Source organism: Nocardiopsis prasina DSM 43845, from assembly GCF_000341265.1.
Classification (GTDB): Bacteria; Actinomycetota; Actinomycetes; order Streptosporangiales; family Streptosporangiaceae; genus Nocardiopsis; species Nocardiopsis prasina.
The window spans coordinates 32,597-56,095 of sequence record NZ_ANAE01000077.1 but is presented as its reverse complement, the minus strand read 5'-3'; the positions used below and the strand labels follow the sequence as shown (position 1 = coordinate 56,095).

20 protein-coding genes and 3 tRNA genes are annotated in these 23,499 nt (G+C 70.9%); 12 read left to right on the top strand and 11 right to left on the bottom strand.

Features of this window, described 5'->3' with window-relative positions:
- Positions 1 to 67 precede the first annotated feature (67 nt).
- The 3 genes from D452_RS0103380 to D452_RS0103370 form a co-directional block, all read right to left on the bottom strand.
- Positions 68 to 142 (bottom strand) — tRNA-Asp (locus D452_RS0103380).
- An 89-nt stretch (positions 143 to 231) separates the two neighbouring features.
- Positions 232 to 304 (bottom strand) — tRNA-Glu (locus D452_RS0103375).
- Positions 305 to 401: 97 nt separating this feature from the next.
- Positions 402 to 1,877, bottom strand: a complete 1,476-nt coding sequence (locus D452_RS0103370; protein ID WP_017542742.1) for a metallophosphoesterase family protein — start codon at positions 1,875 to 1,877, stop codon at positions 402 to 404.
- Positions 1,878 to 2,030: 153 nt separating this feature from the next.
- On the opposite strand from D452_RS0103370, the gene D452_RS0103365 reads away from it, so the two are divergent.
- Both D452_RS0103365 and D452_RS0103360 read left to right on the top strand, forming a co-directional pair.
- On the top strand, positions 2,031 to 2,381 hold the full coding sequence (locus tag D452_RS0103365; protein ID WP_017542741.1) for a metallopeptidase family protein: 351 nt from the start codon (positions 2,031 to 2,033) through the stop codon (positions 2,379 to 2,381).
- 384 nt (positions 2,382 to 2,765) lie between these two features.
- Positions 2,766 to 4,082, top strand: a complete 1,317-nt coding sequence (locus D452_RS0103360) for an MFS transporter (RefSeq protein ID WP_017542740.1) — start codon at positions 2,766 to 2,768, stop codon at positions 4,080 to 4,082.
- A 139-nt stretch (positions 4,083 to 4,221) separates the two neighbouring features.
- Here D452_RS0103360 and D452_RS0103355 read toward each other — a convergent pair whose 3' ends face one another.
- Positions 4,222 to 4,482, bottom strand: coding sequence for a PspC domain-containing protein (locus tag D452_RS0103355; RefSeq protein WP_017542739.1), 261 nt, complete (start codon positions 4,480 to 4,482; stop codon positions 4,222 to 4,224).
- Positions 4,483 to 4,605: 123 nt separating this feature from the next.
- Complete coding sequence (locus D452_RS0103350; RefSeq protein WP_017542738.1) at positions 4,606 to 5,217, bottom strand: TetR/AcrR family transcriptional regulator; 612 nt, start codon at positions 5,215 to 5,217, stop codon at positions 4,606 to 4,608.
- A gap of 292 nt (positions 5,218 to 5,509) precedes the next feature.
- Here D452_RS0103350 and D452_RS0103345 point away from each other — a divergent pair.
- From D452_RS0103345 to D452_RS0103325, 5 genes are all read left to right on the top strand, one after another.
- Positions 5,510 to 5,585 (top strand) — tRNA-Lys (locus tag D452_RS0103345).
- A 678-nt stretch (positions 5,586 to 6,263) separates the two neighbouring features.
- Positions 6,264 to 6,467, top strand: a complete 204-nt coding sequence (locus D452_RS0103340) for a cold-shock protein (protein ID WP_017542737.1) — start codon at positions 6,264 to 6,266, stop codon at positions 6,465 to 6,467.
- 238 nt (positions 6,468 to 6,705) lie between these two features.
- Entirely contained in the window at positions 6,706 to 8,097 is a 1,392-nt protein-coding gene (locus tag D452_RS0103335; protein WP_026128925.1) for a DEAD/DEAH box helicase, read from the top strand.
- A 770-nt stretch (positions 8,098 to 8,867) separates the two neighbouring features.
- Positions 8,868 to 9,584: a MerR family transcriptional regulator gene (locus D452_RS0103330; RefSeq protein ID WP_017542735.1), complete on the top strand. Its 717-nt coding sequence runs from the start codon at positions 8,868 to 8,870 to the stop codon at positions 9,582 to 9,584.
- 96 nt (positions 9,585 to 9,680) lie between these two features.
- Positions 9,681 to 11,588 carry an alpha/beta hydrolase family protein gene (locus D452_RS0103325; RefSeq protein WP_017542734.1) on the top strand — a complete coding sequence of 636 codons (1,908 nt, stop codon included), beginning with the start codon at positions 9,681 to 9,683 and terminating at the stop codon, positions 11,586 to 11,588.
- A 55-nt stretch (positions 11,589 to 11,643) separates the two neighbouring features.
- On the opposite strand, the gene D452_RS0103320 is transcribed toward D452_RS0103325, so the two are convergent.
- Positions 11,644 to 12,753, bottom strand: a complete 1,110-nt coding sequence (locus D452_RS0103320) for a baeRF2 domain-containing protein (RefSeq protein WP_017542733.1) — start codon at positions 12,751 to 12,753, stop codon at positions 11,644 to 11,646.
- 213 nt (positions 12,754 to 12,966) lie between these two features.
- Here D452_RS0103320 and D452_RS0103315 point away from each other — a divergent pair, with 213 nt between their 5' ends.
- A complete protein-coding gene (locus D452_RS0103315; protein ID WP_017542732.1) occupies positions 12,967 to 13,170 on the top strand; it encodes a CsbD family protein in 204 nt (67 codons plus the stop codon).
- 80 nt (positions 13,171 to 13,250) lie between these two features.
- Here D452_RS0103315 and D452_RS0103310 read toward each other — a convergent pair whose 3' ends face one another.
- Entirely contained in the window at positions 13,251 to 13,631 is a 381-nt protein-coding gene (locus D452_RS0103310; protein WP_017542731.1) for a VOC family protein, read from the bottom strand.
- 181 nt (positions 13,632 to 13,812) lie between these two features.
- On the opposite strand from D452_RS0103310, the gene dnaE reads away from it, so the two are divergent.
- Positions 13,813 to 16,950 (top strand): DNA polymerase III subunit alpha, encoded by a 3,138-nt coding sequence (gene dnaE, locus D452_RS0103305; protein WP_017542730.1) that lies wholly within the window; start codon positions 13,813 to 13,815, stop codon positions 16,948 to 16,950.
- 16 nt (positions 16,951 to 16,966) lie between these two features.
- On the opposite strand, the gene D452_RS0103300 is transcribed toward dnaE, so the two are convergent.
- From D452_RS0103300 to D452_RS0103285, 4 genes are all read right to left on the bottom strand, one after another.
- Positions 16,967 to 17,671 carry a DUF3159 domain-containing protein gene (locus tag D452_RS0103300; protein WP_017542729.1) on the bottom strand — a complete coding sequence of 235 codons (705 nt, stop codon included), beginning with the start codon at positions 17,669 to 17,671 and terminating at the stop codon, positions 16,967 to 16,969.
- 193 nt (positions 17,672 to 17,864) lie between these two features.
- Entirely contained in the window at positions 17,865 to 18,686 is an 822-nt protein-coding gene (locus D452_RS27625) for a hypothetical protein (protein ID WP_017542728.1), read from the bottom strand.
- 484 nt (positions 18,687 to 19,170) lie between these two features.
- Positions 19,171 to 19,362, bottom strand: a complete 192-nt coding sequence (locus D452_RS0103290) for a hypothetical protein (protein ID WP_152498516.1) — start codon at positions 19,360 to 19,362, stop codon at positions 19,171 to 19,173.
- On the bottom strand, positions 19,359 to 19,616 hold the full coding sequence (locus D452_RS0103285; protein ID WP_040693036.1) for a hypothetical protein: 258 nt from the start codon (positions 19,614 to 19,616) through the stop codon (positions 19,359 to 19,361). Before D452_RS0103285 ends, D452_RS0103290 begins: the two co-directional genes overlap by 4 nt.
- Positions 19,617 to 19,706: 90 nt before the next feature.
- Between D452_RS0103285 and D452_RS0103280 the strand changes: the two genes are divergently transcribed.
- Genes D452_RS0103280 through D452_RS0103270 form a run of 3 tightly spaced genes read left to right on the top strand, consistent with a single transcriptional unit; the run spans position 19,707 to position 23,471 of the window.
- Positions 19,707 to 20,810, top strand: coding sequence for a CdaR family transcriptional regulator (locus D452_RS0103280; protein WP_017542725.1), 1,104 nt, complete (start codon positions 19,707 to 19,709; stop codon positions 20,808 to 20,810).
- A 52-nt stretch (positions 20,811 to 20,862) separates the two neighbouring features.
- On the top strand, positions 20,863 to 22,113 hold the full coding sequence (locus D452_RS0103275) for a glycerate kinase (RefSeq protein WP_017542724.1): 1,251 nt from the start codon (positions 20,863 to 20,865) through the stop codon (positions 22,111 to 22,113).
- Positions 22,110 to 23,471: a GntP family permease gene (locus D452_RS0103270; protein WP_017542723.1), complete on the top strand. Its 1,362-nt coding sequence runs from the start codon at positions 22,110 to 22,112 to the stop codon at positions 23,469 to 23,471. The genes D452_RS0103275 and D452_RS0103270 overlap by 4 nt, the downstream gene beginning before the upstream one ends.
- The last annotated feature ends 28 nt before the right edge of the window (positions 23,472 to 23,499 follow it).

The window sequence follows — 23,499 nt, the reverse complement described above, 5'->3', positions numbered from 1 at the left end:
TTTTCAGGCGGACGCTCGTACCAACTGAGCTACCTAGCCGCGGCGCCGATTCCCTCGGCGACGCACGCGGTCCTGACGGGATTTGAACCCGCGGCCTCCACCTTGACAGGGTGGCGAGCACTCCTAACTGCTCCACAGGACCTTGTTCAGTTGTCACGCCCGGCCTCGCGGCCCTGCGTGTCGCTGCGGTTCTCATTCTGCCAGACGCCCGGCAGTGCTCTGACCGCTTCGTACCCCCAACGGGATTCGAACCCGCGCTACCGCCTTGAAAGGGCGGCGTCCTGGGCCGCTAGACGATGGGGGCCCGTGTAGACAGCCCAAGCATAGGGGAGATTCCCACCAACGCCAAAGCGAATGCCCGAGTCAGCCCAAACCCTCCGGGACCTGCGACGACGCGGGGCCTACGACGACTCCTCCGTCGGGGTCGCACGCTCGTCCTCGCCCTCTTCCGGCTCACCGATCCGCCGGTCGGGGTCCGCCTCGATGTGCCGCTCGACCTGCGCCGACGTGAGCCCGATACCCCCGAGATCGATGTCGTCGCGGGCCTGGAGGCGGCCGGTCTCCGCGTCGAAGTACAGGACCGACGCCTGGTACGGCGTGGGACGACCGGAACCGTGATCCAGGCCACGTAGTCCCGCGCCGCCGGTGGACCCCTGGACGAGGAACCTGGTGCCCTGGTCGGTGAGTTCGGTGGAGCGCAGGTGCTCGTTCCCGGCCAGGACCAGCGGAACCACGCCGTCGAACGGCCGCGCCTGGGTGCGCGTGTGCAGGATCGCGACGTCCACGTCGTCCCCGCCGCCCCTGATCGACGCCGCCTGCTCCTCGCCGAGAGCGGCCACCCCCGCGGCGTCCGGGTTGAGCCGGGTGGCGTCCGGAGTGAACCGGGGGTCGCCCGCCCCGTAGAAGGTGAGGCCGCCGACCTCCTCGACGTCACCGTCCAGCACCACCGCGTTGGACTGGGCCGCCACCGCCCGCTGGGTTCCCATGGAGTCGTGCTGGCCGCGCACCCACACGTAGGGCACGTCCAGCTTCCCGATCTCGTCGGCGAAGACGTCCTCCGCCGCGCTGCCGCGATCGGTGAGGTCGCCGGAGTCCACGATCACGTCGACCCCGTACTGCTCCCGCAGCGTGCTGATGATGCTCCACGACGCCGGGTTGAGCTGGATGTCGGACACGTGCAGCACCCGGATGACGGACTCGTCGTCGTCGTACACCGGCAGCGAGGACGTGGCCTCGTAGATCATCGACACGTTGCCGACCAGCCCGGCGAGCTGTTCCTGGTACTCGCTGAACCTGCTGACGACGTCGTCGGCGCTGCCCACCACCTGCGGGGCGCCCGCGATGAGCCCGGTGTAGCGCGGCTCGGCGATGGCGCTCGGGTTGAAGGTGAGCCCCGCCAGGCCGCCGAAGCCCACCAGGACGAGCAGCGAGGTGGCCCCGCTCGCCAGGGCGCGCCAGGTGCTCCGGAACAGCAGCAGGCCCATCAGGGCCGCGCCGAGGGTCGCCACGAGCAGGGAGCGCAGCAGGAGGGCGGTCACACCGCTCGTGAGGTCGGCGCCGATCCCCGCGGCCATGCGGTTGATGGCGTCGGGGTCGGCGAACATCTCCTCGGCCGCCGAGAGCCGGATGTCGGTGATGGTCGCCTCGAGCCTCAGGGGCGCCGTGTGGGTGTCGAAGGCCAGCTGGCCCAGCGGGGCGACGTTGACGACGGTCTCACCGTGCCACTGGGGGCTCAGGGCGAAGGTGACGTCGGCCGGTCCGATCGGCGTGACCACCTGACCGCCCAGGGCCAGCCCGAGCCAGCCCCCGACCAGTCCCGCGACGACGACGCAGCTCCACCGCCACACACGTCCGGCACGCCACCGGCGAAGGGTCATTCGGGACCGTTCGAGGGCCCCCCGGTAGTCGTAAGCGCGGATCTCTCCCCAAGACAACACACCCCCATCATGCCGTTGACTGGAGCCGTTCCCAATGTTTCCTCCCGTCCAGAGTGTTATGTCTCTTCCTCGCCGCCCCGGGAAGGCAGCACAATGGCAGGCGTGGTTGAACTGACACGCAGGGACTTCGAGGAACTGGTGGCCGACGCCCTGGACCAGATCCCGCCGGAGCTGGCCCGACTCATGGACAACGTGGTGATCACGGTCGCGGAGGAGTCCCCGGAGGGCCTGCTCGGCCTGTACGAGGGGATTCCGCTGACCGAGCGCGGCGACTCCTACTTCGGGGTGCTCCCGGACCAGATCTTCATCTACCGGCGCAACATCTGCGCGATGTGCGAGACCCCCGACCAGGTGGTGGAGGAGGTGCTCGTCACCGTCATCCACGAGATCGCGCACCACTTCGGGATCGACGACGCCCGGCTCACCGAACTCGGTTGGGGCTGACCCGGCCGTTGGGGCTGACCCGGCCGGAAGTGCTCACCCAGAGCGATATTCCGAGGGAATAGAGGTCCGAAGATCCCATAAATTCTGGCATCTGGGGACATGATTCCCATTCGTGACACCATTTCGGCGAGTAACGACCCCCCTCCCCGCCCAGCACCCCCGGAGGACACACGAAGCTCTCCCTCAACGGCACCCACCTGGGAAAACAATCCGGACAGCAACCTTCGGGGGCGATACCGAATCACACCGGGAGACATTACTCGGAGCAACGAATCAGACACGAATTCACCCAACCCGCTTGCCAGTGCGACCCTCTTCCGGAACCGTTGGTCATGGGAGCACGACACAGCGTGATTCACCCCTGTGACAGTAAGGGAGTGCCTGGTGGGCAATCCGAGCCTCGACAAGGCCGCCGACGGCGGGGATCACGGATCTCCGAAGGCGCGGGACGACAAATGGCGGAGCAGTTACCGCGACGTCATGGCGATAGCCGAGTTCCGTTCCATGTGGTTGGCCCACGCCCTGTCGGTGATCGGCGCCAACCTGCTGAACATCACTTCCAGCGTCCTCGTCTACCAACTGACGGACTCGGCCTTCGCCGCCGGGGTCACGCTGGCCGTGATGTTCCTGCCGCCGATCATCGCCGGTCCGCTGTTCTCCGGACTCGCGGACATCCTGCCGCGCCGCCAGGTGATGGTGGCCTGCGACGTGATCCGGGCCGTGGTCATCGTCATCGTCGGAATCCCCGGCATGCCGGTCTGGGCGGTCTGGGCGCTGCTGTTCCTCTCGATCCTGCCGTCGATCCCGTTCTCGGCGGCCCGTGCGGCCCTGCTCAGCCAGATCGTCCAGGGCGAGCGCTACGTGGCCAGCACCGCGATCATCCAGCTGACCGCGCAGGTCGGGATGCTCCTCGGTCTGATCGCGGGCGGTGTGATCGTCACCTTCGTCAGCCCCAACATCACCCTGATGTCCACGGGCGTGCTCTTCGTCCTGTCGGCGCTGATCGTACGCCTCGGTGTGAAGGCCCGCCCCGCTCCCGCGCGTGAGGAGAGCGGCGAGAAGCGACCCGGACTCCTGGTGATGACCAGGGACGGCGCCAAGCTCGTCTTCAGCGACCCCAAGCTGCGCGTGCTGGCCCTGCTCGCCTGGCTCGCGGGCCTGTACTCGATCCCCTACGGGCTGGCCAACCCCATGGCCGCCGAAGCGGGCGCCGGGCCCGCCGCGGCCGGGTTCATCATGGCGGGCCAGTCGATCGGGGCGCTCGTGGGCGGTTTCGTCCTCACCCGACTGATCGCCCCGCCGACCCGCACCCGTCTCCTCGGCCCGCTGGCGATCCTCACCTGCGTGCCGCTGCTGCTCTGGGTGCTCCAGATGCCGCTGTGGATGATGATCGCCGCCCTGACCCTCTGTGGGGCGGCCGGTTCCTACCAGTTCGTGGCCAACGCGGCCTTCGTCCTCTGCGTGCCCAAGGAGGGCCGCGGGCTGGCCTTCGGCCTGGTCGCCTCGGGGCTCCAGGCCGCGCAGGGAATCGGCATCCTGCTGTCCAGCTACTTCGTCGAGCTCACCAGCACCAGCACGGTGATCGTCGGTGCCGGTCTGCTCGCCCTGCTCTCCGCGATCGCCCTCTCCGTCCCGTGGGCACGGATGTCCCGGGAGGTCGCCGAGCGAATGGAGGCGACCGAGTCGGAGTCGGCCTCCTAGGGCCGGTGAGCGCCGAGCACGCCCTGGCGCTCGGCGCGGTGCTCCGCGGGCTGGTCACAGGACTGGTCGGTCTCTCGATCATCCCGTGGGGCACACAGCTCGCGCCGCTGCCAACCGGGATGTGCGCGCAGGGTCCACATCAGTTGTCACTCGACTTTCCCTGGAAGTTACGGATGATCTGCTCCAGCAGCGAACGCTGCTCGCTCTCGGCCGGCATGAGCAGCCAGGCCAGGATGTAGATCGGGATACCGGCCATGCCCAGCAGGGCCAGGACCACGAAGACGATCCGGATGATCGTGGAGTCCACACCGGTGTAGGCGGCGATGCCCCCGCAAACGCCGGTCAGGAAGCGGTCGGTCTCGCTGCGCTGGAGTCTCTTGCTGGCGAAGTTCTCGTTCATACCTCCACCTTGCCCGCTGACGACGACGATTCCCATCGGGGAGAGCCCTGGGCGGTCCCTGATCTCCGTCCCCGAAGGTCCGACGGCGTCGAACCCCGGGACGTTCCTGAGACGTGGCGCACATCAGCCCCGGCGTTCGGGGGCGAAGACCTCTCCCAACGTCCGGAAGGCCTGGCCGAGGTGGGCGCGCAGTTCGTCGATGCCCTCCTCCGCCTGTTCCGGGACCATCTTCATGGACTGGCGCATGGAGGACATGGCGGCGGCCGCCGCCACCTGGGATCGGGTGTCGTCGGCGGGGACCCCCGCGCGCTCGGCGATCGCGGCGGCCACACTCCGCTCGACGTCGTGGAAGCGCCCCAGCAGACCGGGGAGGAGGTGGGGTTCCCGGTCGATGAGCTGCCTGCGCAGAGCGATCTCGGCACGCTGCTTGCCGAGGTCGCCCGAGACCACGAGGGAGGCCATCAGGAGGGAGCCGAGGTCGTCGGTGAACACACCGGTGGGACCACCGGCCACGAACGCCGCGTGCGCCTCCTCGTCCAGGGACACGGGGACGTCGTCGAGGAGCGCGTCCTCCTTGGTCGCGAAGTAGTTGAAGAAGGTCCGGGGCGAGACGTCGGCCTCGGCCGAGATCGCCTCCACGGTCACGTTCTCCAGACCGCGCTCCAGGGTGAGCCGCACGGCGGCCTCCCGCAGAGCCCGGCGCGTGGCCAGCTTCTTGCGTTCTCGCAGCCCCATAGGTCCTCCCTTGCACGGACAACTATTACAGCCCGCGCAATATTTCTCCATGTGTACTTTTGCACGCTTCCGACCCCTTCAGGGTCGCCCCCTCCGGGTTCCCTCAGGGACACGGCCCGCCAGCGCCCGGTGATCATCTCACTCCCCCGCGACCTTCGAACCTGGCCCGTCACCCCCGAGAGCGGTCCCGCATGTGCGCGCTGACAGGCGAATCCACTGCTCCGCAACTCCTGTGGTATCCGGTAGGATGTCGTCTTGTGTGACGTTCCCCCAGTTCACCTGGGCACGCCACGGGGCCTTAGCTCAACTGGCAGAGCAGCGGACTTTTAATCCGCGGGTTCAGGGTTCGATCCCCTGGGGCCCTACCACCCTTCACCTGGAACAACGCCCGCCGAACCCCGGCGGGGCGTTGCCGTGGTGGGACCCGGACGGGACGCGCGTGGGCCCCCTCCGCTTCCTTCGACGTCGGAGCGCGCGGTGCCGACCGGGCGCCGACCGGGCCTCTCTCAGCACCAACGCCGCCGCCTCATGGGCGACCTCGGGCAGGACACGCGTGTACGTGCCCGCGGTCAACACGACCTGCCCCAGCATCGCCCGCATCGTCTTCAGGCACACCCCGCCTCCCAAGCGAACGCGGCCCGCGCCCGCCGCAGATCACGCAGCCGCACCGACGGCAGTCCGCTCTCCGGCCTTCCGGAACACGCGGCTCAGCCGGTCCGGAGCCGGGCAGCCTGCCTTCATACGGGCGGACACCAGGTCCGGGTCCGCACGCCCCGTTCCCGGCTGCCCACTCTGGCGCCCCTCCAGCGGCGGACGGCCGCGGCGGGGCGGGCGTTCAGCGCGAGCAGCACGGCACTTTCTGTTTCCGCACCATTTTTCTGGCACTCCGCGATGCACCGGATATCGGGAGAATAGAATTTTCTGTGCTACTGTCTACGAAGTTGCAGTAGTGGCCCCCGTGGAACCTCGCGTTCCTGGGAGATCACCGCAGTGACGGGAAAATCGTCACCTGCGGTTTTCTTCATTTTCGAGCGAGAGGTGCCACCATGGCCACCGGTACAGTCAAGTGGTTCAACGGCGAAAAGGGCTTCGGCTTCATCGAGCAGGACGGCGGCGGCCCGGACGTCTTCGCCCACTACTCGAACATCCAGGCCACGGGCTACCGTGAGCTGGCCGAAGGCCAGGCCGTGCAGTTCGATGCCGTCGCCGGGGCCAAGGGCCCCCAGGCTGAGAACATCACCCTGCGCTAAGCCTGATCCGGGGAGAGCACACTCTCCCCCGCGACGGGGTCCGCCCTCCAGGGGGCCGGACCCCGTCTTTTTGTTTCTCCGCCTGATTTCTGGGCTTCGTTTTTCCAAATAGCTTGCTTTACTCGCCCCGGAAATTCTCCAGTCGGGCGTGCAGGTTTCATTCATCCGGTGTACCCGGTTTTCCCTGTGAGGCCGTGAGGCCTCCCGCCCGGCGAACTCCGACGGCGAAAGGCCATTCATGAGCCATCCCCACCCCACCAGCAACCGTGCGCGACCGGCCCGGAGCTACGGTCGACAGCGCCCGGGCGGCGCCTCGCGCCCTCGTAACGCGGGCCCCTCCGGGGAGTTCGCGCTCCCCGTCACCGTGACTCCGGCGCTCCCGCCTGCGGACTCCTTCGCGGCATTGGACATGCCGTCGGCCCTGAAGCGGACTCTGGACCGCCAGGGACTGACGACCCCGTCCGAGATCCAGGCTGCGACCCTGCCCAACTCCCTGGCCGGACGCGACGTACTGGGCCGCAGCCGGACGGGTTCCGGCAAGACCCTGGCCTTCGGCCTGCCCCTGCTCGCAGGCCTCGACGGGCGCCCCGCGGAACCGCGGCGCCCCCTGGCCGTGGTCCTGGCCCCCACCCGGGAGCTGGCACAGCAGGTCGCTGAGTCCCTGGAGCCCTACTCGCGTTCGGTGGGGGTGCGCATCACCACCGTCGTGGGCGGCATGCCCATCCGCCGACAGGCGCGCGCCCTACAGCAGGGAACGCACGTGGTCGTGGCCACCCCGGGGCGGCTGCGCGACCTGATGGAGCGCGACGACTGTGTGCTGGACCGGGTGGAGACCACCGTCCTGGACGAGGCCGACCAGATGACCGACATGGGCTTCATGCCCCAGGTCACCGCGATCCTCCAGGAGGTACCGAAGGGTGGGCGGCGCATGTTGTTCTCCGCCACCCTGGACCGGAACGTGGACCAGCTGGTCCGACGTTTCCTCAACGACCCGGTGGTCCACTCGGTCGACCTGTCCGAGGGCGCCGTCTCCACCATGGAGCACCACCTCGTGCACGTCTCGCCCGGCGAGAAGAGGTCCGTCGCCACCAGGATCGCCGCTCGACAGGGCCGGGTGATCATGTTTCTCGACACCAAGCGCGCGGTGGACCGTATGGCCGAACACCTGCTGGCCAACGGGGTGCTCGCCGCGCCCCTGCACGGCGGACGCAGCCAACCCCAGCGCACCCGTACCCTCGACCAGTTCAAACGGGGCGACGTGACGGCGCTGATCGCGACCAACGTCGCGGCGCGCGGCATCCACGTGGACGGGTTGGACCTGGTCGTCAACATCGACCCGCCGACCGACCACAAGGACTACCTGCACCGGGGCGGGCGCACCGCCCGGGCCGGTGAGTCCGGCAACGTGGTCACGCTGGTGATGCCCGCCCAGCGCCGCGACATGACCCGCCTGGTCGCCAGGGCACGGATCGAACCGCGCACCCTGGGCGCCGGAGCGGACACCCCGGAGCTGGCCGAGGTGACCGGGGCCCGCGAACCTTCGGGACTGCCGGTGACCGTGCGGTCCGCCAGGCCACAGGAGCGCGCCCGCACGCAGGCACCCCACGGACGTCGCCGCCCGCGCCGCTGACCCGGGTTCCCCTCCGGAGCTCTCCCCCTCTCTCCGGAGGGAACAGCTGAACCGACCTGGAGGCGTCGGCCGGTCCCGGGACGGGGCAGGTGCGTGTCCTTCTTCTCCTGAACGCACGTCGAGGGCCCCAGCGCCGTACGGCGCTGGGGCCCGAGAGTTCAATACCACCTACCGGCCGCTGCCGGTCTTCCGCATCCCGAGGTCAAGCTGGGCCGGGATCGCGGGGATCGCGGTTGTGTGACCGTGGACCACCTTCTTCCGAACCGGGGCCTGCGGTACCCGAGCGGAACATCTCCTCGCCCAGGCGATCCTGATGGCATCTACTCCTCTCGTTCTCACTTCGTGCACTGCTTTCGACTGCGGTCCTACCGGCCCCCGGCGCCTTGACGCACGTGCGCACCGTCGAGCCGTCCTTCCCTCCACCGGCGTATCCGGTGGTCCAGCCCTTGTGTCTCAGTGGCTACAACAGAAAACGTAGCACCACCAGACAGCCATGTCTACTCTGACCACTGCAAGTTTTCGCCCGTCTGAGGGGAAGACTAGTTCCCGTAGCGAAGACCGACCCACAACCGGAATCCGTGCATCAGAAGTGGCGGAGCGGGTTCTGACCGCGCCCGGTAGCATGACCGCGCCCAGGCCGACCGGAACGAATCACCACACAACTGGACCAAGCGAGCGGTATCCCGTGGACCTTCCCTCCGCGGGTTCGGGGTTCGACCCGCTCGGGCCTGGGGTTTTCGCGTCCGTGGACCCGGTGGAGGAGCTGCCCGTTGCTGAGTAGCGAGCTCGCCGCGCTGGCCGGCGTCACCGTCCGCACGCTGCGCCACTACCACCAGATCGGGCTGCTGCCCGAGCCACCGCGGTCGAGCGGGGGCCACCGGCGCTACGACGTGGGTCACCTCGTCCGGCTCCTGCGCATCACGAGAATGACGTCGCTGGGTGTTCAGCTGTCCGTACTGCCCTCGGTGCTGGACGATCCGGAGGCCGCGGAGGACCTCTTGGACGAGCTCGACCACCAGGCCGCGGAGGACATCGAACGGCTCACCCGACGCCGGGCCGACATCGCGGCGCTCCGACGCAGCGGCACCCCGCCGGACCTGCCCCCGGAACTCTCGGCGTGGCTCCCCTCCCCTGAGGCGGGGACGCCGGCGAACATGGCCCGGCACGAACACGAACAACTGGTCCTGGCCGCACACCTGCTCGGCCCGGCGGCGTTCGGCGCCCTGTTCGGCGGCCCGTCCGTGCCCGCGAACGTCACGGCGCGCTTCTACTCCCTCGACCCCGATGCCCCGGACGACGAGGTCTCGTCCCTGGTCAACGAACTCCTCGCGCACGTCAGACCGGTCGTGGCCGGTCTGACCGGACTGCCCCCGATCGACGCGCGGGGCTCGGCGCTGTTGGACCAGCTGAACGCGCGGAACCTCCATCCCTCGCAGCAGCGCGTGCTGCGTCAGCTCCAGCGGCGGCTGGAGCAGGACGACCCCTGAGCGTGTCCCACGTCACCCTGGTTCGGCCTTGAGTCGGACGCGACGTCGGGGTCTGGACTGGGTGGTGCCCGCACCCACCGACCGTAGGGATTCGCCATGACCGCATCATCGAGACCGCTCGCCGTCGAGGAGTTCTTCGGCCCCCCGACCCGGAGTCGCGCCCTACTGTCGCCGGAGGGCACGAGGGTCGCCTACCTCGCCCCGTGGCGGGAGCGGCTCAACGTGTTCGTCCGTGACCTGGACTCGGACTGGGACGACCCCGACGCTCCGGAGGTCCGGCGCGTCACCTCGGACACCCGGCGCAACGTCGAGAGCTTCTTCTGGAGCGTCGACGGCCGCTACCTGTTGTTCCAGCAGGACAACGACGGCGACGAGAACTGGCACCTGCACCGCGCTGACATGACCCGGCCCGAGGAGGCCCCGGTCGACCTGACTCCCTATGAGGGCGTACGGCTGATCGGCACGCAACTCCCGCCCGGGCGCCCCGGTACGGCCTACGTCCAGCTCAACATGCGCCGTTCCGACCTGGTCGACCTCTTCGAACTCGACCTGGCGACCGGCGGGCTGACCGGAGTCGCGGAGAACCCCGGCGACGTCCTGAACTGGCTGCGCGCCCCGAACCGGTTGCTCGCCTTCACCTTGGAGGAGGGGGGCGACCACGTGCTCTCGGAGTGGGCCGGGGCTGACCGGCTCCCGATCGCGCGGTTCTCCGGCACCGACGCCCCCTTCGGGCTCCTGCCCGCCGCGCTCACCCCCGACGGCGAAGGACTGTGGACCGGTTCCGCGCGCGGATCGGACCGCACCCGCCTGGTCCGGGTCGACCTGGACACAGGCGAGGAGACCGGGGTGGACAGCCACCCCGTGTTCGACCTGGACACCCCGCGTCCCGAGGCCGACCCGCGCTTCCCGTCCTCGCTCATCCTGCACCCGGGCACCGGGGATCTCCTCGGCGCGCGCTACCTCGGCGCCCGTCAGGAGATCCACGCGCTCGACCCGCACTTCGCCGGGGTGCTGCCCCGACTTGAGGAGCTGTCCGACGGCGACCTCGCCCACGTGTCCTGCGACACCACGGCCCAGCGCTGGGTGGCGGACTTCACCCACGACCGCGACCCCGGCGTCACCTGGTTCTACGACCACGGAACAGGGCGGGCGCGGCGCCTCTTCCGACCGTTCCCGCACCTCGACCCGGACCAGCTCGCCCCGGTCACCCCGATCACGCTGTCGGCCCGCGACGGCCTGTCGCTGCCCTGCCACCTCACCCTGCCGACCGGGGTCGAGCCGCGCGGCCTGCCCACCGTGCTGTTGGTGCACGGCGGCCCGTGGTACCGGGACAGCTGGGGCTATGACCCCGAGGTCCAGTTCCTGGCCAACCGCGGCTACGCGGTGCTACAGGTCGACTTCCGCGGCTCCACCGGTTACGGCAAGGCCCACACCCAGGCCGCGATCGGGCAGTTCGCCGGACGCATGCACGACGACCTGATCGACGCGCTCGACTGGGTGGTCGGACAGGGCCACGCCGACCCGGACCGGGTCGCCGTCTATGGCTGCTCCTATGGCGGCTACTCGGCGCTCGTCGGAGCCGCGTTCACCCCCGACCGGTTCGCCGCCGCGGTCAGCTACACCGGGATGTCGGATCTGGTCGACCTGGTCCGGTCGGTCGTCCCGTTCGCCCGCCGTGGTGTCGAGAACAGCTACCTGCGCTACATCGGCGATCCGGACGACCCCCGCCAGGAGGCCGAGATGCTCGCCCGCTCGCCCATCAGCAGGGTCGACGACATCACGGCGCCCGTGCTGTTGTTCCACGGCGCCAACGACGTCCGTGTCGACCGCCGCCACTCCGACCGCATCGTCGACGCGCTCCGCTCCCGGGGCGCCGAGGTCGAGTACCTGCTGAACGAGACCGAGGGCCACTGGTTCGTCAACACGGACAGCAACGTCGAGCTGTACGGCGTGCTCGAGCGCTTCCTGGCCCGTCACCTGGGCGGACGGTCCTCGACCGCGTAGGGCGAAGCCGACGGCCCGGGGCGGTTCGCCCCGGGCCGTCCTCCGGTTCGCGGGGTCAGCTCTGGGCGGCGAAGCGCAGCACGGCGCCGATGCCCTCGTCCAGCTCCGCGGCGTCCGTCGGAACCAGCTCCAGCCCGGCCCCCGTCGTGACCACGGCCCGGAGGACGGCCGACCTCGCGGGCTCGGTGCGCGACCCGCTCACACCCATGTCGCGCAGCTCCCGTTCGGTGAGGGCGACCTGCTCGCCGGACTCGCCGATGTGGAGCTCGCGGTCGGCTCCGGGGAGTTCGTCGTTCCACAGCAGCGTCTCCACCTGTCCGCGCTGGAGCGCGTGCAGGACCGTCGCCATTCCCTCCACGGCCGTGCCGTCCGCTCGTCCGCGACCGAAGGCGCCCACCGCCTCACGCACGTGTTCGGCTGCCCTGGCGTCCAGCTTCTCGTCCAGTTCCTCCTCAAGGGGCGAGTTCTCCGCGCCGGCGGAACGCGCGCCGGCCTCCAGGTACTCCACCCGTTCCCTCAGCTTCCCCGGGAAACGCTCGGCGATGGCGCCGCGCACCTGGACCTCACCGGCGAGCGCGATCACCTCGGCGCCGCTGGCCGCCGCTCTCTCCGCGACCGTGTCGGCCACCAGGTTGGCGTTCTGTCCCACCTGCTCGTCGACCGCGCGCTGCATCTGGTTGTGGTGGTAGCCGCCCTCACGGACCTTGTGCACGGGCTTGTCGTCGCCCTCCACCCGCGTGACCTCGGTCCTTCCGTCCGCGTACTCGACGGTCAGGTCGGCGCCGACGCTGTCGGCGACGACCAGCACGTGGGGCACCCTGCGGGGCTCGGCCACCATGTACGGGAGCGGGTCGGGCAGGTCCCCGACGCTCGTCTGGAAGTCCTGTGGCGGTCGGGCCACCGTGGAGTCGAAGACGACCTCGTCACCGGCCGCGTACACCACCTGGCCGTGGGCGCCGGGGACTCCCCTCGTGCGTCCGACCACGCTGTCCATCGCGGCGACGGTCTCCTCGGGAGCGCCCTTCTCCAGCAACGCGGTGCGCGCCTGTCCCCAGCGCACCCGGATCGCGTGGTCGGCGTCCTCCGTGTCCCGGGACGTGTTGATGAACAACGACGCCATGGGCGAGGGGCGGTCGTAGAGGGGCTGTAGAAAGGTCAGGTCCATACTGTTTCCTCCGCTCGCTCGGGGGATTTGCCGTCTGTTTTCTGAGCCCTTCCCACACAGATCGGGTGCAATCATCCGGCGCCCCGGAGCCGGATGTGCGCCATGCCACCCGAGATTGTTTTCGCCAATCATGAATAAGGGCGGCGAAAAGTGGCAGTAATCAAGTGAGAGACCGGCAGCGACGCCACCGATCCCCACAAGGAGGAGGGCTTCATGGGCCAGTCAGAGAAACTCAGGGGCAGGGCGACCCACGCGACGGGCAAGGTCAAGGAGCTGGCCGGAAGGGCGACCGGCAACAACCGGCTGCGCAACCGGGGCCGCTTCGAAATGTTCAAGGGACGCGCCCTCACCCGCACCGAGGGGTGGAAGGAATCCGTCCGCGGCACCCTCAGGAGTCTGCGCTCCAAAGGGCGCTGAGGACCCGACCGCCTGAAACGGCAGAACACTCCTCACGTATTCGTCCGGCCCTTCCCGCGAGGGAAGGGCCGACGCGTGTCTCAGGGGCGGCGGGTCGAGAGGACGCAGAACTCGTTCCCCTCCGGGTCGGCGAGCACGACCCAGCTCTGGTCTCCCTGGCCCACGTCCACGTGCCGGGCACCCAGGTCGAGCAGCCGCCGGACCTCCTCGCCCTGCTCCCTGTCGGTGGGGTTGACGTCGACGTGCGCCCTGTTCTTGACGGTCTTGCCCTCGGGCACGAGCGCGAACGTCAGCATCGGGGGCACCGGACCCGCCCCCGCGTCACCGGGGGGACCGATCGCGACGAACCCCTCCTCCTGCTCCTCGGCCTTCACCTCGTAGTCGAGGACCGCGCACCAGAACCGGGCGAGCGCGTGCGGATCGGCGCAGTCGAACGCGAGCTCGGTGAACTTGCTGGCCATGTTCAGGACCTCCCGGTCACGTGGTGCGGGGCGGTTCCGCCCTCGCGGACATCCTGCCACCCCCCGCCCCAGGAGTCTCTTGACTTGTCGTTGGTCCAGTTCAGGCTACAGTTATCGAACACGCATTCGATCGCAGTGCCTTCCCCTCTGACTGTGAGCACACGCAGAGAGGGGAGGACCGGTGTTCACGCACCTGCGCGCCGCCTCGTCGTTCTCCTTCCGGCACGGCACCGCCCCTCCCGCCGCGCTGGTCGAACGTGCCGCGCTCGACGGCCAACCGGTGGTGGCCCTCACCGACCGGGACGGGCTCTTCGGTGTCGCCGAGCACATCAGGACCTGCGAACAGGCCGGAGTGCGCCCCGCCCTGGGTGTCGACCTCGCCCTCGCCTCCCCCGAGGGCGGCCGGGTCGTGCTGCTGGCCCGGGGAGCGCGGGGCTGGGCGAGCCTGTGCCGTCTGGTCACCGCCGTCCACCGCGCCCCCGCGCCCGTGGCGGTGCTCCCCGAGCAGCTGGCCGCCCACCACGAGGGCCTGGTGCTCCTGTTGGGGCCCGACTCCGACGTGGGCCGCGCCGTGGCCCAGGACCGGCCCCTGCACGCCCGTGCCCTGCTGACCGCCTGGCGGAGGGTCGGTGTGGAGATCGCCCTGGCCCCGCACGACCACGGCGCCTCCGGTCAGCGCCGCACCGCACGGGACATGGTGCGCCTGGCCGACGAGGAACACCTCCTGGCGGTGCTGACCAACGCCGTGCGCTACCCCTCCCCCGACGCCGCGGGGGTGGCCCTCGCCCTGGACCGCATCCGCCAGCACGCCCCCGGCGGCTACCGCCCCGCGCCGCGCACCGAGCGCGCCCACCTGGCCACCGGCGAGGAGATGTTCCAGGTCGCCGTGGGTGTGTGCGGCGGTGACCGCACGCGCGCCCGGCGCCTGATCTCGCACACCCTCGCCCTGGGCAGTTCCTGCGCGCTGGACCCCGTCGCCGACCTGGGATGGGGCCGTCTGCACCTGCCCGACCGCCCCGAGGCCACCGCCGACCTGCGCGGCCGTGTCACCGGGGGCGCCGCCCTACTGGGGTTGGAGGGGGACCGCCTCGTGGACGAACGGGTCCGGTACGAACTGGAGGTCATCGCCCGCCTGGGGCTGGAGAGCTACTTCCTGACCGTGGCCGACGCCGCCCAGGCCATCCGGGACAAGCGGATCCGCTGCTCCGCCCGGGGTTCGGCCGTGGGCAGCCTCGTCGTGCACCTGCTGGGCATCTCCGCGATCAACCCCCTGGAGCACGGTCTGCTGTTCGAACGGTTCTGCACCCCGAGCCGCCCCGGCCTGCCCGACATCGACCTGGACGTGGAGTCCGACCGGCGGTTGGAGGCCTACGACGCGGTCATCGCCTCCCACCCCGGGGCCAGCGCGACGGTGGCCATGATGGAGACCTACCGTGCCCGCAGCGCCCTGCGGGACGCCGGGGCCGCGCTGTCGCTGCCCTCGGTGGAGGTGGACCGCATCGCCTCGGTCTTCCCCCGGGTACGGGCCTCCCGCATCAGCGAGACCGCGCGCGAACTCCCGGAGCTGCGGAACCTGGACGGCCTGGACAGCGAACACGTGCGCAGGCTCTTCTCGCTCGCGGAGCGGCTGTCGGGCCTGCCCCGGCACGTGGCGATGCACCCGTGCGGGCTGGTGCTCTCGGACCACGCCATGGGCGACCGGGTCCCCACCCAGCCCTCCGGCGCCGGGTACCCGATGGTCCAGGCGGACAAGGAGGACGTGGAACACCTCGGGCTGCTCAAACTCGACGTCCTCGGGGTGCGGATGCAGTCGGCCCTGGCGCACACCCTGGACGAGATCGACCGCACCTCGGGGCGGCCACCGGACCTGGAGGCCCTGCCGGACGGTGACCCCGCCACCGCGCACATGGTCGCGGCCTCGAACACCCTGGGCTGCTTCCAGATCGAGTCCCCGGGGCAGAGGGAGCTGGTGTCCCGGCTGCGCCCGGACGGGGTCCCCGACCTGATCGCCGACATCTCCCTGTTCCGGCCCGGACCCATGGGCACCGACATGGTCTCGGCCTACCTCGGGGCCAGGGAGGGTGTCGAGACGCCCCGGCTGCCCCACCCCGACCTCGCACCGGTGCTGGCCGAGACCGGTGGGGCCCTGCTCTTCCACGAACAGCTCCTGCACGCCATCGACACCATGACCGGGTGCGGGCTGGACCGCGCCGAGGCCATGCGGCGCGCCCTGGGCACCGAGGAGGGGCGCCGTGAGGTGGAGACGCAGGTGCGTTCCCTCATGTCCGAGCGCGGGCACGACGCCCGGACCGTCGAGGAGACCTGGCGGCTGGTGGCCGCGTTCGGCAACTTCGGTTTCTGCAAGGCCCACGCGGCCGCGTTCGCCCTGCCCACGTACCAGAGCGCGTGGCTCAAACGGCACTTCCCCGCCGCGTTCTTCGCCGGGGTGATGACCCACGACCCCGGCATGTACCCGCGCCGGGTGCTCCTCAACGACGCCCGCCGCATGGGGGTGCGGGTGCTCGGCCTGGACCTGAACGCCTCCCAGCGGCACTGGGGCGTGGAGCGGGACGGGGAGGGGCGCTGGGGCCTGCGCCCGGCCCTGGCCGACCTGGGCGCCCTCACCGAGGCCGAACTCGACCGCCTGCTGGCCCGGCGTCCCTTCACCGGGCTGCGGGACCTGCTCGCGCGGGGGCCGCTGTCCCGCGAGGCGTTGGACAACCTCGTCCTGGCCGGGGGGCTGGACGCCCTCGCCGGCGTCACCGGCGCCCCCGGGGCCCCGGACCGGCGCGACGTCCTCGTGCACGCGCACTCCCTGACCCAGGCGCACCACCGGCGCGCGGACTCCCCCGGACAGCTCTCCCTGGACGAGACGCCCGAGACGGTGCCCGCCGGGGTGGCCGCCCCGATGTCCCACGCCGAACGCGTCGCCGAGGAGGTGCGGTCCCTCGGCTACGAGCTCTCCGGGCACCGGCTGGACGAGTACGCGGAGCACTTCGCCAGGCTGGCCTCCACCAGGAACCTGGTCCTGGCCCAGGACCTGCACCGCTTCCCGGACGGCGCGCGGGTCCTGGTGGCGGGGGTGCGGGTCTGCACCCAGACCCCGCCCACCCGCTCGGGCAGGCGCGTGGTCTTCACCAGCATCGAGGACCGCAGCGGGGTCATCGAGGTGGTCCTGTTCTCCGAGGCCCAGCGGCGCTCCGCCAGCGCGGTGTTCGGGTCGGAGCTGCTCGCCGTACACGGACAGGTCCGGCGGGCCGCGCCGGGGGCGCTGCCCACCATCACCGCCACCCGCGCCCTGCCCCTCTCGGAACTCTGACCGCGGGCGCGTCCGGTCAGGCCCGTGCCCCGGCGTCGTCGGTGGCGGGGCGCATCCGCCGGGTGGAGCGGCGGAACGCCCACACGACCGCGACGGCGGCCAGCGCCGTCAGCGGGAAGCCCGTCACCGTGTCGGCGATCGCGAGCCCGGTCGTGGAGTCGGCGACGTAGAGCCACTGCCGCACGGCGAACCGGCCGGCGAACATGAGCGTCAGCCCGAGGGTGGCGAGGTCGTGCACGAGCAGCGTGGGCCGGTCCTCGCGCCAGGCGTTGGCGCCCCCGTGGACGGCGTTCCAGATGACCCCGGTCAGCGGTCGGCGGAGGACCAGCGAGACGAACAGGACGACCGCCCCGGCCAGGGACGCCCAGATGCCGATCAGGAAGAAGTCGTTGGCCGATCCGGTCGCGGCGGCCACACCCCCGGCCGCGGCGATGCCGAAGACCCCGCCCAGCGCGGCCATCAGCTTCTCGCCGCGCCACATCCGGAACACGGCCAGCGCCACGGCGACGGCGACCGCGCCCCCGATCGCGGCCGTCAGGGAGACGAAGGGGACAGCCAGCGCGAAGACCACGACCGGCAGGACGGAGTACAGCATCCCAATCGGGCCGCCGATCCCGTTCAGCATCTCCTGCTTGATGTCGACGGGCGGTTCGGTGGGGGTGTTCGCCCCGGCGGTGCCGGAGGTGGTCTCGACGGTGGGGTCGGTGGCGAGCGGTGCCATGTGGTTCCTCTCGTTGGTGTCCGGAAGGCCGGTTACCGGGGGGCGTGGGCCCCGGGGGTTCGGTCCCGACCAGCTCGTCCACACTCAGGATTCACCGTTTTCCGGATGACCGACAGTGACGGAGTGTCATGAGTTGACGCCACGAATGTCATGGGTGGGAGGTGACACGGCGCGGCCCCGGTCCGCCCCGGGCTCACTCCGGGTCGGTGAGGAGGTCCGTGTGCGCCGAGGCGTTGCCCAGGGAGCGGAGCAGCTCCCCGACCAGCCGGTCGGTGGCGCTGCCGGGCTTCTCCAGTTCCAACTGCGGCACCCGGGTGACCTGCTCGTAGCGCTCGGCGTCGTACTCCGAGCCCGGTGAGGAGCCGCGCTCCCCGTTCCACGAGGACACCCCGTGGGTGTTGGTGACCGCCACTCCCACGTCCCAGCTGCCCCCGTATCCGGCGTCCTCGGACAGGCTCGCGACCAGGTCCAGGAAGGCCCGGACCCGGAAGGCCAGGGTGCCGTCGAAGAACAGGTACCGGCCCTCCAGCCGGTCCGCCGCCCGCCCGCAGTACAGGGACACCTCGCCGCGTTCACGGACGACGAAGCGCAGGTCCCGTTCCTCCAGCACCACCACCGACGACGTGGACAGCTGGCTCGCGATCCCCACGCCGCCCGCGGTGCGAAAGCCCGAGACGAGCTCCCCGAAGACCGGTGACACCCGCGCGGCCGTACCGGCCCGCTCCCGGGTCCGCCGCGAGACCCCGTCGCGCACCAGGTCGAACAGCAGCGGCCGGGCGTCCTCGGCGGCGGTCCAGGCCTTGAACATGCCGGGGATGCGCCGTGAGGGCAGCGCGACCACGTGCAGGTGCGCCAACGCGCCCTCCGGGAACGGGTCCTTCTCCACCTGTTCGCGCAGCGCGGTGCGCACCACGTCCAGCGAGGTGTCCCTGGCCCGGATGAGCCGTTCCACCTCGGTGTCGGGCAGGCGCCGCTTCTCCCGGTCGCCGCGCCCGTAGTACGCGCCGCCCGCCATGTGCGGGGCGAGCGGGGAGGCGGGTACCTCGATGAGCAGGTACCCGTGGCCGGGCAGCTCGCTCTCCAGCCACTCNGGCCCCCCCCCCCCCCAGCCACTCCACCGACACCTGGAGCGGCGGGTCGCAGGAGGAGGCGGCGATCCGGGCCGGGGTCTCCAGGATCTGGTCGACCCACTCGACCGGGGCCAGCTCGAACCGTCCCTCGGCCTTGACCTCCCGCACGCCGACCACGATCAGCCCGCCGTCGATCGCGAAGGACGCCATGTCCTTGGCCTGGTCCTTGGAACCGCGCAGCTGCTGTTTGGCCTCGCGTTTGGGGGTCTCGGTGAACGCGCCCTCGTTCAGGGCCGCCTCGAGTTCGGCTTCGCTGGAGGGACGCCATGTCGGGGGCAGGACTCGATCCATGTCGGCATCATGCCCACTCTCACCGGGAACCCCGCACGACTTCGCGAATCAGGTCCGAGGAGGTCCCTCCTCGGCCGGTCAGCTCCCCCTGACGACGGCGGTGTCGGCGGTGTCGGCGGAGTCGGCGGAGTCGGTGAGGGCGGCGAGGAGCCGCTCGGACACCGCCCACCGCTGGGACGAGGGGCCGAAGGTCTCGGCCCGGTGCCACAGCACCAGCCGCCTGACCTCCTCGCGCTCCTCCGGGGTGGGGTCGGAAGCCATCTCGGTCATGACGCCCATGCTGTGGTTCTGCTCGAACGCGCTCGACGCGCCGTCGAAGGCCTCCCTCCCCGGATCCGGTGTTCGAAGAAGGGGAAGAGCATGAGCACCGCGCCGACGACCAGCAGGGCCACCGTCCCCAGCCCGTTGTCGCTGACGAACACCGCGACGGCGCCCGCCACGAACCCGACGATTCCCAGGGCGGACGCGCCCAGCGCACCCAGCGGGACAGTCGCGGGGACAGGGGTTCTGCGGGCACGGGACACCTGCTCTCTCCCGGCCGGGGGGACGTCCCGCACGCGGTGGGGCCGGTCCGGTCGGGGCCGTTCGGGACCCGCGCCGTTAGGGTGGCAGGCATGACCGAAGACCGTCGGCGGGCGCCGCTGAGCAGCGAACTCGCGCAACGGGTGGTCGACCTCATCGCACCGACCATCAGCCACAACATCAACGTGATGGACGAGCACGGCACGATCATCGCGTGTATGGACCCCTCACGGGTCGGCAGTCTCCACCACGGGGCCCAGCGGGTCATCGCCGAGCGGCGCAGCGTGCTGGTGACGGTCCCCGAGCCGGGGACCTCCGACCGCCCCGGCGCCAACGAACCGCTGGTGATCGACGGCGAGCTGCGCGGGGTCGTCGGGGTCACCGGCAACCCCCGGGAGGTCGAGGACCTGGCCCGGGTGGTCGCGCTCACCGTCCAGCTGCTCATCGCCCAGGAGTACGAGCAGGACGCGGTGAGCAGGCGGCACACCGAGGGCCGCGACCTCGTGGCGGCGCTGAGCTCGGGCACGACGCGCTCGGACGACGCCCGGGCGCGACTGACCGCCTCCGGGCTCCCGGCGCCGTGGTCGCTGGCCCTGTGGGCGTCCGCCTCGCCGCGGCCGGGTGGCGGGGTCGCTCCCCCGCAGCTGGCGGAGGCCGCCGCCGCCAAGGTGAACGCCAACAGCGGACGCAGGGCGGCCGTCCTGCACGGGGCGCTCTGGATCATCGGCACCGGCCGACTCCCGGCCGCCGACTCCCTGGGGCTGCCCACGGACAGCCGCCACACGCGCACACCGCCCACCGACGACGTGGACACGCTGATGGCACACGCCGAGGAGTCGCGCGCGCTGTGCCGGTACGCGGGACTGATCCCCAGCATCGAACGCCCCGGCCCGTGGTCGCGGGAGATCGCCGTGTCCGTGGCCCACCTGTCCCGGCGGACCCTCACCCGCATGACCGCCCGGACGGCGCCCATCAGCGCGGCGCAGCGCCGGACCGTCGCCGCGATGGCCTCGTCCGTGTCCATGCGCGAGGCCGCCGACTCCGTCTTCGTGCACCGGAACACACTGCTCCAGCGCGTGGACCGGGTCCGGGAGGCGACCGGCCTCGACGTCCGGAGGCCGGAGGACCTCACCACAGTGCACATGTGCCTGTACGCGGAGGCGGCACTGGGCGTTTCGCCCATAGTTCCGGGATAAAGCCGCAGGAAGACTGGGCGCTACACCGTCGTAATGCACCGAACCGAATTCTATGATCTCGCTCATGTCCACCGAGTTGCATGCGCATGACGAGAGCGTTGACGCGCCCCCCACCGTCCGGGTCGTGGTGATCCCCGACTCCTTCAAGGGGAGCGCCTCCGCCGTCGAGGTCGCCGAGGCCATGGCCCACGGGGCCCGCGACGCCTACGCCGACCGCGGCCTGCCCGTGTCCGTCGACACCCTGCCCTTCGCCGACGGCGGCGAGGGAACCCTCGACGCCCTGCTCGGCGCCTGGGGCACCGAACCCCTCACGGTGGACACCACCGACGCCCTCGGCCGCCCCACCCGGGCCCGCTTCGGTATCTCGCCGGACGGCGCCACGGGCGTCATCGAGGCCGCCGAGGCCAACGGTCTGCCCGGCGTCGCCGACGTCCCACTCCAGGCGCGCACCGCCAGCAGCCGCGGGGTCGGACGCCTGGTCACCGAGCTCCTGGACCGGGGCGTGGCGGAGATCCTGCTGTGCATCGGCGGTTCGGCCTCCACTGACGGCGGCACCGGCATGCTCAGCGCGCTCGGAGTGCGCTTCCTCGCCGAGGACGGCTCAGAACTCCCCGACGGGGGCGGCCGCCTCGGGGACCTCGCCTCCCTCGACCTGGACCACCTGGACCCGCGCGCCCGTTCCGTCCGCTGGCGGGTGGCGTGCGACGTCACCAACCCGCTGGTCGGCCCTCGGGGCGCCGCCGCCGTCTTCGGCCCGCAGAAGGGCGCCGACCCCGAGGACGTGCGCGTCCTCGACGCGGGCCTGGACCGGCTGGCCGACGTCCTCGACAAGAGCACCGGCGCCGACCTGCGCGACGTGCCCGGCATGGGCGCGGCGGGCGGCATGCCCGTCACGCTCACGGCCCTGCTCGGGGCCGAGGTCCTGCCAGGTTCACGGATGGTCGCCGAGGTCCTGGGCGCCGAGGAGCTGCTCTCCCGCGCCGACCTCGTGCTCACCGGCGAGGGCCGCTTCGACAGCCAGTCCCTGGGTGGGAAGGTCGTCGACGCGGTCCGCCGCCTCACCCCCGAAAACGTGCCCGTCGTGGTGATCGCCGGAAGTGTGTCCGTCGGCCCCGACGAGCTCCGCCGCTCCGGGATCACGGCGGCGTTCTCCATCGCCCAGGGCCCCCGGACCCTGGACGAGTTGCGGGACGAGGCCGTCTCCGCCATCACCTGGACAGCGTTCAACTGCTGTCGGATCCTCCCTCACCATCCAGGCCGGACCGACCCGGCGCCGGCCAGCCCTAAGGAACGACTTCCGTGATCAACCTCGCCATCCTCATCGTGCTCGTGGTGGGCATCGTGCTCGCCACCGCCCGGTGGAAGATCAGCCCCTTCCTCGCACTCATGGGCGCCGCCGTCCTGGGTGCCTTCATGTACCAGCTGCCGCTGGCCGAGATCGTTCCGACCATCACCGAGTCGTTCGGTGGCACCCTCGGCAACATCGGTCTGGTCATCCTCTTCGGCACGATGATCGGCGTGATCCTGGAGCGCTCCGGCGCCGCGATCGCGATGGCCGAGGGCCTGATCAGGATCCTCGGCACCCGGTTCCCGAACCTGACGATGTCCCTCATCGGCTACATCGTCTCCATCCCGGTGTTCTGTGACTCCGGGTACGTCATCCTGAACTCGCTGCGCAAGGCCATCACCGTGCGTACCGGGGTGTCCGCCCTGGCCACCTCGATCGCGCTGATGACCGGTCTGTACGCCACGCACACCCTGGTCCCGCCGACCCCGGGCCCGCTGGCCGCCGCCGAGAACCTCGGTGTCACCAACAACCTCGGCATGATCATCGCCATCGGTCTGCCGGTCGCCGCCGTGGCCGCCATCGCCGGCCTGATCTTCGCGAGCCTGCACTCCCGCAAGGAGTTCACGCCGCTGCCCGCCGAGACCGAGACCGACATCTCCGGGCAGTCCTACGAGGAGCTGCGCGCGAGCTACGGCCGCCTGCCCAACGGCTTCCTGGCCTCCTTCCCGATCCTGCTCCCGCTGGTGCTCATCTGCGTCGGCTCGGTCGTGAAGCTGCCGTCGCAGCCCATCGGCGACGGGACGCTGTTCGAGGTCATCGCGTTCATCGGCACGCCGGTCATCGCGCTCGCCCTCGGCCTGCTCTCCTCCGTGCTGCTGCTGCGCGGCCACGGCAAGCTCGCACGGTTCAACGAGCAGATCCACGACTCGGTCCGCCTCGCCGGTCCGATCCTGCTCATCACGGGTGCGGGTGCCGCCTTCGGTGGCGTGCTGGCCGCGTCCCCGCTGACCGAGTTCCTGTCGGAGAACCTGAGCAACCTGGGTCTCGGCCTCGCGGTGCCGTTCCTGATCGCGGCGGCGCTCAAGACCGCGCAGGGTTCCTCGACGGTGGCGATCGTGAGCACCTCCGCGATGCTCGCCCCCATGCTCGGTTCGCTGGGCCTGGACTCGACGGAGGGCATGGTCCTCTCGGTGCTGGCGATCGGTGCCGGCGCGATGGTCGTCTCGCACGCCAACGACTCCTACTTCTGGGTCGTCTCGCAGCTGAGCCGCATCCCGGTCGCGACCGCGTACCGGACGCTCACCCTGGCCACCGCCATCGAGGGTGTCGCCGCGTTCGTCACCATCTGGGTGATCAGCCTGTTCCTGCTGTAGACCGCCACGGGCGGAGCTGACCGGGTGC